Annotated in this window: 11 protein-coding genes; 2 read left to right on the plus strand and 9 right to left on the minus strand. The window is 66.1% G+C overall.

The annotated features are described in order from the left end of the window. Nucleotides 1-9 precede the first annotated feature (9 nt). The 4 genes from XH93_RS31110 to XH93_RS31125 all read right to left on the minus strand — a co-directional run bounded on the left by XH93_RS31110 (nt 10) and on the right by XH93_RS31125 (nt 6,512). Nucleotides 10-1,398: an MATE family efflux transporter gene (locus tag XH93_RS31110; RefSeq protein WP_194470381.1), complete on the minus strand. Its 1,389-nt coding sequence runs from the start codon at nt 1,396-1,398 to the stop codon at nt 10-12. A 66-nt stretch (nt 1,399-1,464) separates the two neighbouring features. Continuing rightward, a complete protein-coding gene (locus XH93_RS31115; protein ID WP_371814825.1) occupies nt 1,465-3,267 on the minus strand; it encodes an ABC transporter ATP-binding protein in 1,803 nt (600 codons plus the stop codon). Between the two features lie 330 nt (nt 3,268-3,597). Next, nucleotides 3,598-5,190 (minus strand): DHA2 family efflux MFS transporter permease subunit, encoded by a 1,593-nt coding sequence (locus XH93_RS31120; RefSeq protein ID WP_194470382.1) that lies wholly within the window; start codon nt 5,188-5,190, stop codon nt 3,598-3,600. A 107-nt stretch (nt 5,191-5,297) separates the two neighbouring features. Then, nucleotides 5,298-6,512, minus strand: coding sequence for an HlyD family secretion protein (locus tag XH93_RS31125; protein WP_371815129.1), 1,215 nt, complete (start codon nt 6,510-6,512; stop codon nt 5,298-5,300). 241 nt (nt 6,513-6,753) lie between these two features. Here XH93_RS31125 and XH93_RS31130 point away from each other — a divergent pair, with 241 nt between their 5' ends. Beyond that, nucleotides 6,754-7,392 (plus strand): TetR/AcrR family transcriptional regulator, encoded by a 639-nt coding sequence (locus XH93_RS31130; RefSeq protein ID WP_194470384.1) that lies wholly within the window; start codon nt 6,754-6,756, stop codon nt 7,390-7,392. 285 nt (nt 7,393-7,677) lie between these two features. Next, complete coding sequence (locus XH93_RS31135) at nt 7,678-8,520, plus strand: GNAT family N-acetyltransferase (protein ID WP_194470385.1); 843 nt, start codon at nt 7,678-7,680, stop codon at nt 8,518-8,520. A 249-nt stretch (nt 8,521-8,769) separates the two neighbouring features. On the opposite strand, the gene XH93_RS31140 is transcribed toward XH93_RS31135, so the two are convergent. The 5 genes from XH93_RS31140 to XH93_RS31160 form a co-directional block, all read right to left on the minus strand. Beyond that, entirely contained in the window at nt 8,770-11,439 is a 2,670-nt protein-coding gene (locus tag XH93_RS31140; protein ID WP_194470386.1) for an alpha/beta hydrolase fold domain-containing protein, read from the minus strand. Nucleotides 11,440-11,774: 335 nt separating this feature from the next. Next, the gene (locus tag XH93_RS31145; protein ID WP_194470387.1) at nt 11,775-13,028 is read right to left on the minus strand and encodes a Spy/CpxP family protein refolding chaperone; all 1,254 of its coding nucleotides are present in this window, start codon (nt 13,026-13,028) and stop codon (nt 11,775-11,777) included. 341 nt (nt 13,029-13,369) lie between these two features. After that, complete coding sequence (locus XH93_RS31150) at nt 13,370-14,074, minus strand: SDR family oxidoreductase (RefSeq protein ID WP_194470388.1); 705 nt, start codon at nt 14,072-14,074, stop codon at nt 13,370-13,372. 191 nt (nt 14,075-14,265) lie between these two features. After that, on the minus strand, nt 14,266-14,460 hold the full coding sequence (locus tag XH93_RS31155) for a hypothetical protein (RefSeq protein WP_139480051.1): 195 nt from the start codon (nt 14,458-14,460) through the stop codon (nt 14,266-14,268). A 125-nt stretch (nt 14,461-14,585) separates the two neighbouring features. Beyond that, complete coding sequence (locus XH93_RS31160; RefSeq protein ID WP_139480050.1) at nt 14,586-14,969, minus strand: response regulator; 384 nt, start codon at nt 14,967-14,969, stop codon at nt 14,586-14,588. Nucleotides 14,970-15,059: the final 90 nt, after the last annotated feature.

The raw sequence follows: 15,059 nt of genomic DNA on the forward strand, positions 1-15,059 counted from the left end.
TCGACGGTGCTACGCGGACGCGCGCGACGGCGCCGCCGGCTCAGGCGCAAGCTGCGGCTCCAGCGGCGCCAGGCGCTTGCCGAACTCGCGGCGCAGCAGCCACAGGCTCAAGGCCGCCTGCAGCGTGGTGGTCGCGATCGACAGATACCAGACGTGCTGGATCGCAAAGCCCGGCAGCGTCGAGAGCCAGATCACCGGCACCGCATAGATGAACAGCCGCGCGGCCGAGCTCAGCAGCACCGGCCTGGTATTGCCGAGCCCCTGAAACATGCTGTTGCAGGTGAACACCAATCCCTGCGCCACCAGGTTGAACGAGACGAAGTGCAGGAACTGGGCCGCGACCGCCATGGTCTCGCGGTCGTTCGAGAAGCCGTCGAGCAGCCAGCCGGGCTTGAACTGCGCCAGCAAGGTGAAGCCGATCATCACGACGATGGCGATCGTCGCCGCCCTGACAAAGGTCTCGCGCACGCGCGCGGCATCGCCGGCGCCGAAGTTCTGGCCGGCGATCGGGCCCGCGGCGAGCGCGACCGCGAGCGCGGGCATCTGGATCAGGCCGAGCACGCGCGTGCCGATGCCGAAGCCGGCCTGCGCCGCCGGGCCGAAATCGCGCAGCACGTAATAGATCACGCCCATCCAGAGGAAGATGATCGCGAACTCGCCGCCGGCCGGCAGGCCGACATAGAGGATGCGCTTCCACTGATCGAGCTGCGGCCGCCATTGCGCGGGATCGAATCCGACATAGCGCTCGAGCTTGTGGAAATACACAAACAGCATCCCGACGCCGATCAGCACCGCGATCGAGCTGGCAAGCCCGGCGCCGGCGACACCGAGCGGATGGCCGGTGCCCCAGCCCGCGATCAACACCGGCGCCAGCGCGATATTGATCAGCACCGCGATCGCCTGCACCAGCATGCTCGGCCGCACGATCCCGGTGGCGCGCAGCGCCGAGCCCATCACCAGCGTGATGAATTGCAGCGCCAGCGCCGGCATGAACCACAGCAGATAAAGCGTGCCGGCCTCGACGGTGGCCGCGTCGGCCGCGACCGCACGCATATAGGGCCGTGACAGCAGGCCGCCCGCGACCAGCGTCACCAGCCCGAACAGCACCGACAGCACGATGGCCTGGTTGAACACCAGATTGGCGTCGCGCGGATCCTTGCGTCCGACCGCCTGCGCGATCAGCGCGACGGCGCCGACGCCGAGCACCTGCATCAGCGCGTTGATCAGGAATCCGGCGTTGCCCGCTGCGGCCACGCCGGCGACCGCCGCATCGCCGAGCCCCGCGACGAAATACAGGTCGATCAGCTGGCAGATCATGATCGTGATCATGCCGACCACGATCGGTGGCGCCATCGTCAGGATGTGGCTCACGATGGAGCCGCGTGTCAGGTCTTTCATCGTAACCCCCAAGGAGTCCCCGAAGCTGCGCGGCTGACGGAGCATCTGCCCGTCAGCCGCCCCTTCTCATTCCGCCGCCGCGACCTGGCCGAACTCGGTGGCCTGCCGCTCGAACAGCGAGCGGTAGATGCCGCCGGGACGCGCGGTCAGCGCCTCATGCGTGCCCTGCTCGACGATCTCGCCGCGATCGAACACCAGGATGCGGTCCATGCTGCGCACGGTCGACAGCCGATGCGCGATCACGATCGAGGTGCGGCCCTTCATCAGCCGCTCCATCGCCTGCTGGATCAGCGCCTCCGATTCCGAGTCGAGGCTCGAGGTCGCCTCGTCCAGGATCAGCACCGGCGCATCGGCCAGGAAGGCGCGCGCCAGCGCCACACGTTGCCGCTCGCCGCCCGACAGCTTGACGCCGCGCTCGCCCACCAGCGTGCCGTAGCCCTTCGGCAGCCGCATGATGAAGTCGTGCGCATTGGCAAGCCGCGCCGCCTGCTCGATCGCCTCCATCGAGGCGCCGGGCCGGCCGTACGCGATGTTCTCCGAAAGCGTCCGGTGAAACAGGATCGGCTCCTGCTGCACGATCGCGATCTGGCTGCGCAGCGATTGCTGCGTCGCCTGTGCGATGTCCTGACCGTCGATCAGGATTTTTCCGCCGGAGACGTCGTAGAGCCGCTGCACCAGCTTGACGAACGTGGTCTTGCCGGAGCCGGAGCGTCCGACCAGGCCGACCCGCTCGCCGGCATCGATGTCGACCGACAGCCCGTCATACAGCGGCCGGCGATGGCCGCCGTAATGGAAGGTGACGTCGTCGAACACGATGCGGCCGCCGGCAATGTCGATCGGTCTGGCGTCGTCAGCGTCGACAATGCCGAGCGGCTCGCCATGGATCTGGACCAGCTCCTCCATGTCGTTCACCGAGCGTTGCAGGTTGTTGATGTGCATCCCGACATCGCGCAGATAGGCATGGATGATGTAGTAGCTGGTCAAGACATAGGTGACGTCGCCCGGCGTGGCGCGGCCGGCCGCCCACAGCAGGATCGCGCCGCCGATCACCGACGCGCGAAAGCACAGCAGCACCACGAGCTGCGCCACTCCCGTGTGGTTGTAGCGGAACCAGGTCCGCCGCACCCGGCGGCGCCAGCGTCCGATCACGCCGTCGAGCCTGATATCCTCGCGCGCCTCGGCGCCGAATGACTTCACCACCGCGTTGCAGGTCAGCGCATCCGCCAGCGTGCCGCCGACCTTGGTGTCCCATGCGTTGGAGACGCGCGCGGCCGGCGCGACGTAGCGGACCTGGAAGGCCATGGTCATCGCGACATAGATCACCGCGCCGATTGCGATCACCGCGCCGAGCTGCGGCCAGTGCAGGCCGAGCAGGATCATCGAGCCGATCAGCACGACGACGGAGGGCAATAGCGCCATCAGGATGGTGTCGTTCAACAAATCGAGCGCCCACATGCCGCGCGTGATCTTGCGCACGGTGGAGCCGGCGAACGAGTTGGCGTGCCAGTCGGTGGAGAAGCGCTGCACCCGCATGAAGGCCTGCTGGCCGATGTCGGACATCGTCTTCAGCGTGAACGGCACGATGGTCTGGATGCCGACGAAGCGCAGCATCACCGACAGCGCGCCGAGCGCGACGATGGCGACGAAAGCGAGCATCGCCGCGTGGCGCGCGGCAGGGTCCGCCGCGCCTGATGTCAGCGCGTCGACCAGATGGCCGGAGTAGACCGGCATGAACAGGTCGGCCGCGGTGGCGCCGAGGAAACCCGCGGTGACGACCGAGGCGCGGAGCGGCTGCTCCAGCCAATGGCGGAAGACGAATGGCAGCACGATCCGGATCGCGGCCGGTCGCTTGGTCTTTGCAGAGATCATGGCCCATTCCGGCCACGCATCTCTTGCGCCGGCCGGCTCCATCTGAGGCGACACGCGGACGGAATCCGGCCGCAGGCGTCGCGAAAAACAATCGGTAACGTGTTGGGAAGCTTGAGTGACCGGGGATCAGGCCCGATCAGAGCTGCTGGGAGCTAATGCGCGAGCGCGTCCAGCATCATCGAACGCGGGCGCGCGATCTGCATAAACGACGAAATCATGCGCATCTCCCCGGCTCGAGTGACAATATGAAACTTATAAATGCATCACGCCCGATTTGCAAGATGACAAGCGCGTGAGCGCGTCAAACCGCGCCAGTGTGGCCGTAAAGACTCAATGTGCGTCGCCACCGCTTTCGGCGAGCGAGGTCGGCTTGTTGACCAGCAGCACCAGCAGGCTGAGGGCGGCATAGAACAGCGCCAGCATCAGGAAGGCGTCGCCATAGCCCATCACCGCGGCCTGACGGTGCACGATCTGCGACAGCTGCTTCATCGCCATCATTGCGGAATCGCCGAGACCCTGCATGCGCTGGGCGAGCATGTTGAGCGTCTCGACCGCGGTGGTGTTGCCCCAGGTGACGCGGTCGTGCAGCCGCGAGATGTGCAGATCGGTGCGTTCGTTGAGCACCTGATTGATGATCGCCAGCCCGACCGCGCCGCCGAGATTGCGCATCAGATTGTACAGGCCGGAGGCGTTCTTGACCCGGTCATGCGGCAGCGTGGCGAGCGCGATGTTGTTGGTCGGCACCATCGCGCACATCATGCCGATGCCGCGCAGGATCTGCGGCACCAGCAGCTCGTAGAAATCGTACTCGCGGGTGATCCAGGTCATCTGCCAGGAGCCGAGCGCGAAGGTGACGAGGCCGAAGGCAATGATGTAGCGCAAATCGACCTTCAGCATCAGCCGGCCGACCACCGGCGCCATCAGGAACATCGCCGCGCCCGACACGAACATGGTCTCGCCGATCATCAGCGCGCTGTAGCCGCGGACCTCGGCGAGATAGCGCGGGTAGACATAGGTCAACCCGTAGAGCCCGATGCCGATGCAGAACTGCAGGAAGCTGCCGACCGCAAAATTGCGGTTGGTGAAGGCGTAGAGGTCGACGATCGGCTCCTCCGCGGTCAGCACCCGCCAGAAGAAGGCGATCGCCGAGACGAAACCGATCGCGGCGCAGGTCGCCACCGAGGTGTCCTGCAGCCATTCGTATTGCGGGCCTTCCTCGAGCACGTATTCCAGCGCGCCGAGGAAGCCGCCCATGAAGATCAGGCCCCACCAGTCGAAGCGCTCCAGCAGTGCGAGATTCGGCTCGTCGAAATCGATCAGCAGCAATGCGCCGATGGTGATGCCGATGCCGGGCACCACGTTGATGAAGAACAGCCAGTGCCACGACATCAGGTCTGTGATGTAGCCGCCGACGGTCGGACCGACGGTCGGCGCCAGCGTCGCGACCAGGCCGATGATCGGCGCCACGATGTGGAACTTGTTGCGCGGGAAGATCAGATAGGCCGAAGCGAACACCGTCGGGATCATGCCGGCGCCGAGAAAACCCTGCAGCGCGCGCCACAGGATCATCTGCTCGATCGAGGAGGCGAAGCCGCACAACATGCTGGAGGCGGTGAAGCCGAACGCCGAGATCGCAAACAACAGCCGCGTGCCGAGCGCGCGCGACAGGAAGCCGGACAGCGGGATCGCGATCACCTCGGCGATCAGGTAGGCGGTCTGCACCCACGAGACCTCGGTCGAGCTCGCCGACAGGCCGGCCTGGATTTCGTTGAGCGACGCCGAGACGATCTGGATGTCCAGGATCGACATGAACATCCCGAACACCATGATGATGAACGCGATCAGCCGCTTCGGCCGAATGGTCTCGGAGGCCGCCGGTACGGCGCTCGTCATCGATGGAGATGCGGTGGTGGTATCAGCCATGGGCTACAGCTCGCTGCTTCCCACCACCTCTCCCCATTGGGGAGAGGTGGACTGTCGATGCCGCAACTCTCTGATCCAACGTCATGGCGTTGCGCGCCTTCAACGCATCACTGCGGATGGATCGCCATCGGCGCGTCGAGATCGGTCTCGCTGTCGGCGTCGGCGGCGCCCTCGCGGGTGTCGACGGTGGTGTAGACCGACATGCCGGCGCGCAGCAGGCCCTGCTTGGCGACGCTCGCGGGCACCCGGATGCGGACCGGCAGGCGCTGCACGATCTTGGTGAAGTTGCCGGTGGCGTTGTCCGGCGGCAGCAGCGTGAACACCGAGCCCGCGGCCGGCGAGATGCTGTCGACGATGCCGCTGAACTTGCGGAAGCCGTAGGCGTCGACCTTGATGGTCACGTGCTGGCCGGGGCGGATGCGCTTGAGCTGGGTCTCTTTGTAATTCGCATCGATGTAGACGCCCTCGAGCGGCACCACATTGCCGAGCCGCTGGCCGACATTGATGTAATCGCCGGTGTTGACCATGCGGTTGGAGAAGGTGCCGTCGACCGGCGCGCGAACCTTGGTGAAGTCGAGATCGCGCTCGGCCCGGGCGAGCTGGGTCCGCAATTCGGCAAGCTGGGCGCGCGCCTCCGCCTGCTGCGCCTTGGTGACCTCGACATTGCTCTTGGCCGCGTCGTAAGCCGCCTTCGCCGAACGCACCGCCGCGGCGCCCTGGTCGCGGCCGGCTTCCGAGACTTCGTACGTCGCGCGCGAGGCAAAACCCTTGGTGTTGAGCGCCTGCTGGCGATCGAAATCGAGATCGGCGCGCTTCAGGCCGGCTTCGGCTGACGTGAGTTGCGCCTGCGCCTGCTCGACTGAACTCTCCGCGGCCAGGACCTGGCGGCCGATGCGCTCGATCGTCGCCTCCTGGGTCACAATCCTCGTGCGGGCGGCGTCGACCGCGATGCGATAGTCGCCATCGTCGATCCGGAAGATCACGTCGCCGGCGCGCACCAGCGCATTGTCGCCGGGCAGGATCGCGGCGATGTGGCCGGCGACGCGGGCGCCGAGCATCGAGTTGTTGGCGCGGACATAGGCGTCGTCGGTCGAGACGTAAAAGCGCCCGACCAGCAGGTAATAGGTGGCGTAGCTTGCGGCGGCGAGCGCGAGCAGGCCGACCACACCGAGCATCACGAATTTGCGCTTGCCGGACTTTGGCGCCGCAGCGGTGGCGGGCGCGGTGGCCGGTTGCTCGGGCGCAGCCGCCGGCGGCGCTTCGGCGGGGCGCTTGGCCTCGTCGGCAGTGGAAGCGTCGCGCGCGACCTCGCCCTCGGCCATCTCAGGCCCGGAACGAACGATGCGTGCAGCCTGGTCTCGTGCTGCGGCCATGGCCGAGGCTCCCCAAAGAAAATCTCGATGCGCGCGGTGGCGGAAGAAGGGCCATCCAGCGCATCTTTGTCCCCAATGATACCATTGACCGAACGGTTCGGTCAATCTATATTCCCGTGGCGCGGATTATAACGCTTCGATTCTTACCTCGGCCCGTATTGGATTGAGTTCTTACCGAGAAGCTAAATCAATGGTTGCAGCCCCGCCCAACCCCCTCCACCTCGTCAGCGACCAGGAGCCGTCGAAGCGCCGCCAGATCCTGGACGGTGCCCGCAAGGTCTTCCTGGAGCTCGGTTTTGACGGCGCCAGCATGGGCGAGATCGCGCGCGCTGCCGGGGTCTCCAAGGGCACCCTCTATGTCTACTTCCCCGACAAGGCCGGGCTGTTCGCGGCCATCGTCGAGGAAGAGAAGCTTGCCAACAGCAAGGTCGCGTTCAATTTCGACCCCACCCGCGACGTCGACACCACCCTCCCCGAGTTCGGCCGCGCCTATGTCGCGGTGCTGTGCCGGCCCGGCGGCGGTTCGGCGATCCGCACCGTGATGGCGATCGCCGAGCGGATGCCCGAGCTCGGCAGCCGGTTCTACACCCATGTGATCGCGCACACCGTCGACCGCTTCGCCGCCTATCTCGAGGCGCGCGCCGCGCTCGGCGAGCTCGTCATCGACGACTATCAGCTCGCGGCCTGGCAATTCATGCAGATGTGCCAGGCGACGCTGTTCCAGGCGTTCATCTTCCAGGCCGCGCCGTCACCGACGCCCGAACGGATCGCAACCGTCGTCGACAGCGCCACGCGCGTGTTCTTCGCGGCGTACCGGCCAAAGGGATGATGCATCCGGACATCGACGTAGAGACCCGGCTGCAAGAACACGTACATCGTCATCACCCGCGAAAGCGCCACACACTCGCTGTCATCGCCCGGCTCGACCGGGCGATCCAGTATTCCAGAGGCAGCGGTGCTTGAGCCGAGAAGCCGCGGCGTACTGGATCGCCCGGTCCACGTGCGCAATTGCGCACAGGCCGGGCGATGACAGCAGTGGGTGGGGACGCAGTGGTTACTGCGGCGAGATGGCGCGCTACTCTGCAGCGAACGTCAGTGCGAGGAATCATTCGCCATGAACGACCTCACCATCAGACAGATGCGGCCGGACGAGATCGCGCTTGCGGTGGACTGGGCCGCGGCCGAGGGTTGGAATCCGGGCCTCGCCGATGCCGGCTGCTTTGCCGCCGAGGATCCCGCGGGATTTTTTATCGGCGAACTCGCCGGGCAACCGGCCGCGGTGACCTCCTGCGTGAATTACGGCGCGCATTTTTCCTTCCTCGGCTTCTACATCGTGCGTCCGGATCTGCGCGGCCGCGGCTATGGCCTGCAGATCTGGAACGCCGCGATCGCGCATGCGCGGCCGCGCGTGATCGGGCTCGACGGCGTGGTGGCGCAGCAGGCCAACTACCGGAAGTCCGGCTTCGAGCTCGCCTACGCCAACATCCGCTATGGCGGCACCATCGCTGCACCTCCCGCGCCGAAGGCCGGCATCATCCCGCTGACCGACGTGCCGGAAGCGGTCCTTGCCACCGATGACGCGACGGTGTTTCCGGCGCCGCGGCCGGCCTTCCTGCACGCCTGGATCACCACATCGGGACATGTCGGGCGCGCGCTGCTGCGCGACGGCCGGCTCGCCGGCTGGGGCGTGATCCGCCCGTGCCGGAGCGGCCGCAAGATCGGTCCGCTGGTTGCCGACGATCGCGCCGCCGCCGAGGCCGTGCTGTCAGCGCTGCTCGCAAGCACGGGCGGCGGCGAAATCTTCCTCGACGTGCCCGCGGTCAACCGCGACGCGGTGGCGCTGGCGCAGGACCTCGGACTTGCGCCGGTGTTCGAAACCGCGCGGATGTACACCGGCGCGATCCCGCGCTTGCGGATCGATCGCGTGTTCGGGGTCACGACGTTCGAGCTGGGTTAGCGCGATGCGATGACGTCGCACGGCAACGACGATGCCGCCCTGGCGCGCCTGCACAAATTTCGGAATATTGGAAGAATACCCCTGACTTGCCCGACGTGTCAAGCGTCTGGTCGACCGCCTGGTCGACCGCCGCCCGCCGCCGGCTACTTTGCATGGGGTTGTTTTCGCTGTTTGCCTACGCGCCCTGCGACAAGACGTGCATGCCCGGGACAAGCCCGGGCATGACGAACCACTCGATCCAACGTCGTTCTAGTTTGCCGCAGCGTTGATCTTCGGCGCTACCACGTTGTCCTGCTCGATCTCCTCCGGCAATCCCGCAAACCGGCGCAGCGCACGTGCCATTTTCGCGCGAGCGCTGACGGCGGTGATGATGACGTCGACCATCACGAAGGACGAGTGGAAATGGCCGTGGCCCTTGAGCTGCTCGACCTCGACCCCGGCCTTGGCCAGCGCCTCGGCATAGGCATTGCCCTCGTCGCGCAGCGGATCGAACTCGGCGGTGGCGATGAACGCCGGCGGCAGCCCTTCGAGCTTGCCGCGCAGCGGGGCGACGCGCGGATCGCTGCGGTCCGCCGGCGAACAGTACAGGTCCCAGAACCAGTACATCAGCCCACGCGTGAGGAAGTAGCCCGCCGCGTTGTCGACATAGGACGGCCGGTCGAAGGTCGAGTCGGTCACCGGGCAGATCAGGAGCTGGCCCGCGATCTCGGGCCCGCCGCGCTCGCGCGCGAGCTGGCAGGTGACGGCGGCAATGTTGCCGCCGGCGCTCCAGCCTGCGATCAGCAGCGGCCCGGCCCTGCCGCCGAGCTCGGCGGTGTGGGCGGCGATCCAGCGCGCCGCGGCGTAGCCGTCCTCGGCCGCAGCCGGGAAGCGATGCTCGGGCGCGTGGCGATAACCGACGCTGACGACGATCATGCCGGTGCGCCGGCACAGATCGCGGCAAAACGGATCGTCGGACATTTCGTCGCCGAGCACCCAGCCGCCGCCGTGGAAATACACCACGATCGGATGCGGCCCCGGCGTCGCCGGCCGGTAGAGCTTGTAGGGCAGCGGACCATCGGCGCCCTGCAGCATGCCGCTGCCGACCTCGCCGACCGGACGCCCGGCGGGACGGCCCTTGTTGAACTCGGTGAGGAAGTCGCGCGCGCCCTGCGCGCCCATGGTCTCGAGCGGCGGCAGGTTCATCTCGCCGAGCATGTTCAGCACCAGCCGCACGTCGGGCTGCAGCCGCACGATCTCGCCGTCATTGCATTGCTCGGCGACGCCGGGGCCGGTGAGCTTGAAGCCGAGCATGCCGCGGCCGACGACCTCGTTGCAGATGCTGCGATACGGTCCGACGCCGCCGGTATAGGGCATCACGACCTGCGGCTTGCCGGGCACGTTGGCGCCCGTGTACCAGGTGTTGGCGAGCCGGTGCAGCGTCAGCATCGAACAGTCCGCCATGTGGCGCTGCCAGCCGGCCTGCGCCGTTTCGGTCGCCTCCATGGTGGTGAAGCCGGCGTCGCGCAGCGCCGCGATGCGCTCGACCACCCAGTCGACATGCTGCTCGATCGACACCGCCATGTTCGACAGCACCGACGGGCTGCCGGGACCGGTGATCATGAACAGGTTGGGGAAGCCCGCGACAGTGACGCCGAGATAGGTCTGCGGTCCGTGCGCCCAGACATCCGATAGCGACTTGCCGCCGCGGCCGGAGATCGGATGCACCGCCATGATGGCGCCGGTCATGGCGTCGAAGCCGGTGGCGAACACGATGACGTCGACGTCGAAGCTGCGCCCGTTGGTCGAGATGCCGCTCGCGGTGATTTGCTTGATCGGCTCCTGCCGCAGGTTCACCAGCGTCACGTTGGGCCGGTTGTAGGTCGCGTAGTAATTGGTATCGAGGCAGGGCCGCTTGGCGCCGAACGGATGGTCATAGGGCGTGAGTGCCTCCGCGGTCTCGGGATCCTTGACGACGGCGCGGACTTTTTCGCGGATCAGATCGGCGACCAGCCGGTTGCCGTCGACGTCGACGCCCTGATCGGCCCACAGCTGAGTCAGGATGTGGACGAGGTCGCCCGCCGCCCATGCCTTCTCGAAACGTTCGCGGCGCTCGGCGTCGCTGAGCTGCCAGCTCACCGCCGTCTGCTGCGGATACGGCACGCCGGTCATCGACCAGCGCGCCTGATCGCGATAGGCGGCGCGGTCGGTCTCGAAATAGGTCTTGCGATCTTCCGGCGACGGGCCGTTGCCCGCAGGCAATGCAAAGTTCGGCGTGCGCTGGAACACGGTGAGCTGCGCCGCCTGCTCGGCGATCAGCGGGATCGACTGGATGCCCGACGAGCCGGTGCCAATCACCGCGACGCGCTTGCCCTTGAGATCGACGCCTTGATGCGGCCAGCGGCCGGTGAAGTAGATCTCGCCCTTGAAGTCCTTGACGCCGTCGATCTCCGGCGGCTTCGGCGACGACAGGCAGCCGGTCGCCATGATGTAATAGCGGCACGCGATCGGGCCGTTGTTGGTCGCAAGCTGCCAGCGCTCGCTTGCATCGTCCCAGGTCGCCTGCGTCACCTTGATGCCGAAGCGGATGTCGCGGCGCAGATCGTAGCGGTCGGCGACGAAGCCGAGATAGCGCAGGATTTCCGGCTGGGTCGCGTATTTCTCCGACCAGGTCCAGGCCTTGTCGAGCTCGGGATCGAACGTGTAGCTGTAATCGATGGTCTGGATGTCGCAGCGCGCGCCGGGATACCGGTTCCAGTACCAGGTGCCGCCGACGTCGCCGCCCTCTTCCAGCGCCACCGCCGACAGACCGGCCTTGCGCAGCCGATGCAACAGATAAAGGCCGGCGAAGCCGGCGCCGACCACGACAACGTCGATCTGCTGTGTGGTTCCGCTCTGCGTGGAGTCCGAAGCGCGTGCTGCAACCGCTGCGTCTGGCATGCCATTCCTCCCGAGTGTTTTGATTTTGGGAGAAGGCTAGTCCTGCGCATTCAGTTTGTCATCACGACAAGTGCAATCTCTGATCACCATATTTGTGACGCGCGCAGTCTGCAGCGCGAGATGCAGCGTGTAGACGCAAGTGTTGATGCAAGTTGCGGCAAGGCGACGACGGCGCAGTTCTCTCCACGCGTCGTCCCGGCGAAGGCCGGGACGACACCGAATATTTGCCGTCGCTCCTGAGTCATGCATTCACGTTCTCTCAGGATGACGGCTTGCAAATGCGACAGGGGGTGACGTGTTGCCTTCGCCGATCAGCGCCGCTTGGGGATGAAAAATCACACCCCCCGCTTCTTCGGACCGAGCCCCTCGAACTGCGTCTTCTGCTCGTCGCTCAGGTTCCAATGGAAATCGTCGACCGCGTCGTTCACGCTCATGATCGCCTCTCGCATCGCTTCCAACCGCGCCTTTGCGGCCCTAAGGCGGGCCGGCGGCGTGAGCGCGTCTTTTGGCGGACATGCGCTTAAGGCTTCCATGGTGCCCATCGTGGTGTCCTGCACCACTTCGAGCGCGGCGCGTTGGGTATCGTTCAGTTTCAGGCTGGCGGCGATGTCGTCGAGGGGCCATTGCTGGGCGACGAGCTGGCGGTATTGCTTTTCGGCCTGTTGCTCGTCCTGCGGTTCGCGGCTCGCCTTGCAGGCGGCATCCTGCATCTCCCTCAGCTTCGCGGCCGCAGCGTTAGTGCGGCGGTCGCGTTCGGGCGCATTGAACCGCGCCTTCTGCTCATCGCTTAGGAGATCATAGAATTTTTGAAATGGCAGCTCAACGGCTGCAACTGCGCTCAGCATTGCGTCGACGCGGCTCAGCATGGCCGCGAACCGCTCCAGCGCGGTGGTAGCGGCCTGTGCCGGACAGGAGGCGCGGATGATATCGCCGGCGGAAATCCAGGCGCTCGCGAGCTCGTCGAAGGCTGTGCGCTGCGCCTCGTTCGCCGCGACCTCCCGGCCGATCCGCTCGAGGGGAAGGCCGGTCGTCTCGGCGGTGTCGCCGCTACAGAGCTCCTGCACGGAGGGCGCCTTGCGATGCCGCCTCGCGGCGGGGCGCTCGGCCGCAAACGCCGAGAGATCGCTCGCTGCGTAAGGCGAGAAGATCGCGGCGTAGAGATCGCCGTAGCCATAGGCCCAGAGGCTGCTGCCATCATTGAGAAGCGCGTAGTCATAGAGATCGCTATAGGCGAACGGCCAGAAGAGCGGACCGACCCAGCCGTATGACCCGTCGGAGTGCTGCCACCAGCCTTGCGCAGCTCGGCCGCCCTGCCAGCCGGCCAGCGCCACGACCGCAGTGAGCTGCGCGCGCTCACTTGGGCGGATCGACTCGGCGGCGGGGCGCAGATCTTGCGGTCTTAAAGCAGCCATTCGGACGCGGCTGTGGCGCGCCGCCATGCGTGCGTGGCGGCGACCTGCGACCGACAGCATGCCGGCCATCGCGAAGCGCGCGACACTCACGGGGCCGCCAACGCGCAGGCGGAAGCCCGCCTCGGCCGCGCTCGGCAGCGCTCCCAGAACGACCAGTGCGACGCCGGCCGCAGCCATTCCAAGGTTGGACTTTGACATGACCGCTCCCTTGGCTTCCCTCCTTGGCGGCCAGGCCGCATCGCGTCACAAATATGACTCGCAGCGAAACCGAAAGTTCCCGCCGTTTTCATTCCGGTGAACCCTGCGGTCGATCGTCAGGTTCGAGGCGACGTAGTCGATCTGACCCCGCGTGATGCTGATGTCCATTAACTCGCCCCCCGTCAGCCGGCACGGCTGGGTCCGCAGCCTTCCGCACTTGCACCACTCACGAAACGCTTTCCAATATGCTTCGAGGGGACATGATTGTTGTCACACCCCAGGTGTTCGATTTGCTTGCGACGACTTTATGAGTGCACGACCTAGATCGACCGCATCAATCCGCCATCGACGCGAAGGTTCTGGCCGGTGATGTAGCCCGCACCGTCGGAGAGCAGGAACGCGATGGTCGCCGCGATTTCTTCCATCTTGCCGTAGCGCTGCATCGGCACGCTGTCGCGGCGCGCCTCGGTGGCCGGCAGGCTGTCGATCCAGCCCGGCAGCACGTTGTTCATGCGCACATTGTCGGCGGCGTGGCTGTCGGCGAACAGTTTTGTGAAGGCCGCGAGTCCGGCGCGGAACACCGCCGAGGTCGGAAACATTGCGCTCGGCTCGAACGCCCAGGCGGTCGAGATGTTGACGATCGCGCCCGACTTCTGCGCCTGCATGATCGGTGCGACGAGACGCGTCGGGCGGATCACGTTCATCAGATAGACGTCGAGACCGGTGTGCCACTGCTCGTCGGTCAATTCCAGCACCGCCGCACGCGGGCCGTGGCCGGCACTGTTGACCAGCGCATCGATGCGACCCCAGCGCGCCATCACGCCGTCGACCGCGCGCTTGAGATCGTCGTTCGAGCGGTTCGAGCCGGTGAAGCCGAGGCCGCCGAGCTGGTTCGCCAGCGCCTCGCCCTTGCCCGACGACGACAGGATCGCGACGCGGAAGCCGTCAGCGGCAAGCCGCCGCGCCGCCGCCGCGCCCATCCCACTGCCGCCCGCGGTGACGAGCGCGACTTTTTCTGCTGCCATGATCTGATATCCCCGTGATGACGAAGCTGATGCTAGGTCTAGAGCTATTTCCGTTCCGATGGAATCGGAACGGAGCTCTAGATTCTAGCTTTGACGCGTTTTCTTCACGCGAACCGGTATCCACTTCGCTCGAAAACGCTCTATCACCTGATATCGCGCGGCGCGACAGCACTCCGCTGCGCGATGTCGCACTACTTCCTGAACACCTGCTTCGAGGCGGCATCGAACCTGGCGATGGGCCGATCGAGCTGCCAAAGCTCGACATCGTGGCTCTCGACCAGGCGGCTCGCCGATGTAACGGCCTGGTCGTCATCGGCGCAATCCAAATTGACCACGCCGATCGAACGGCTGTGCGCCCCGACGATATATGCGCGATAGGTCGTCATGTTCGCTCTCCAAATCCGGTGCGGCCCGTTGCGAACGGATGCCTGCCGCGAAGATGAGCGCGAGCGCGTATGAATTCGAGAAGGATTGCTTGCGGACGGTATAAAGGCCGAATAAGCGCCGGCCGTCACGGCCGCGGCGCAGCCTTGACCAGCTTGGCCACCGCCGCGACCAGTTCATCCGGCGAGAACGGCTTCTTCAAGAGCGCGCTATCCGGCACGCCGCGGGTCGGCCATTCGTCGCCGCCGCCGCCTGTGATGTAGAGCACCGGGAACGACGGATCGATCTCGCGCGCGCCGCGTGCGACGCGCCAGCCGTCGAGCCGGCCGAGCAGACGGATGTCGGTGACGAGCGCGCTGTACTTGGTCCGGAACGCCTTCAGCAGCGTCAGCGCTTCCTCGCCGGAGGGCGCGATCGCAGGCTCAAAGCCGCCGTCCCTCAGCGCGTCCTCCACCATCATCTGGAGGTCACGGTCGTCTTCGATGACGAGAATGATCGGCGCGTCTTGCAAAACAGTCCCCCAGTATCCAGCCGGGCGTGCCCGACTCAGCGAGCATATGCAGCAAAAGTGGCCACCGTTTGCACGGTGTCACCCAGTAGA

Origin of the sequence: Bradyrhizobium sp. CCBAU 51753, assembly GCF_015291565.1 — a bacterium.
GTDB lineage: Bacteria > Pseudomonadota > Alphaproteobacteria > Rhizobiales > Xanthobacteraceae > Bradyrhizobium > Bradyrhizobium ivorense.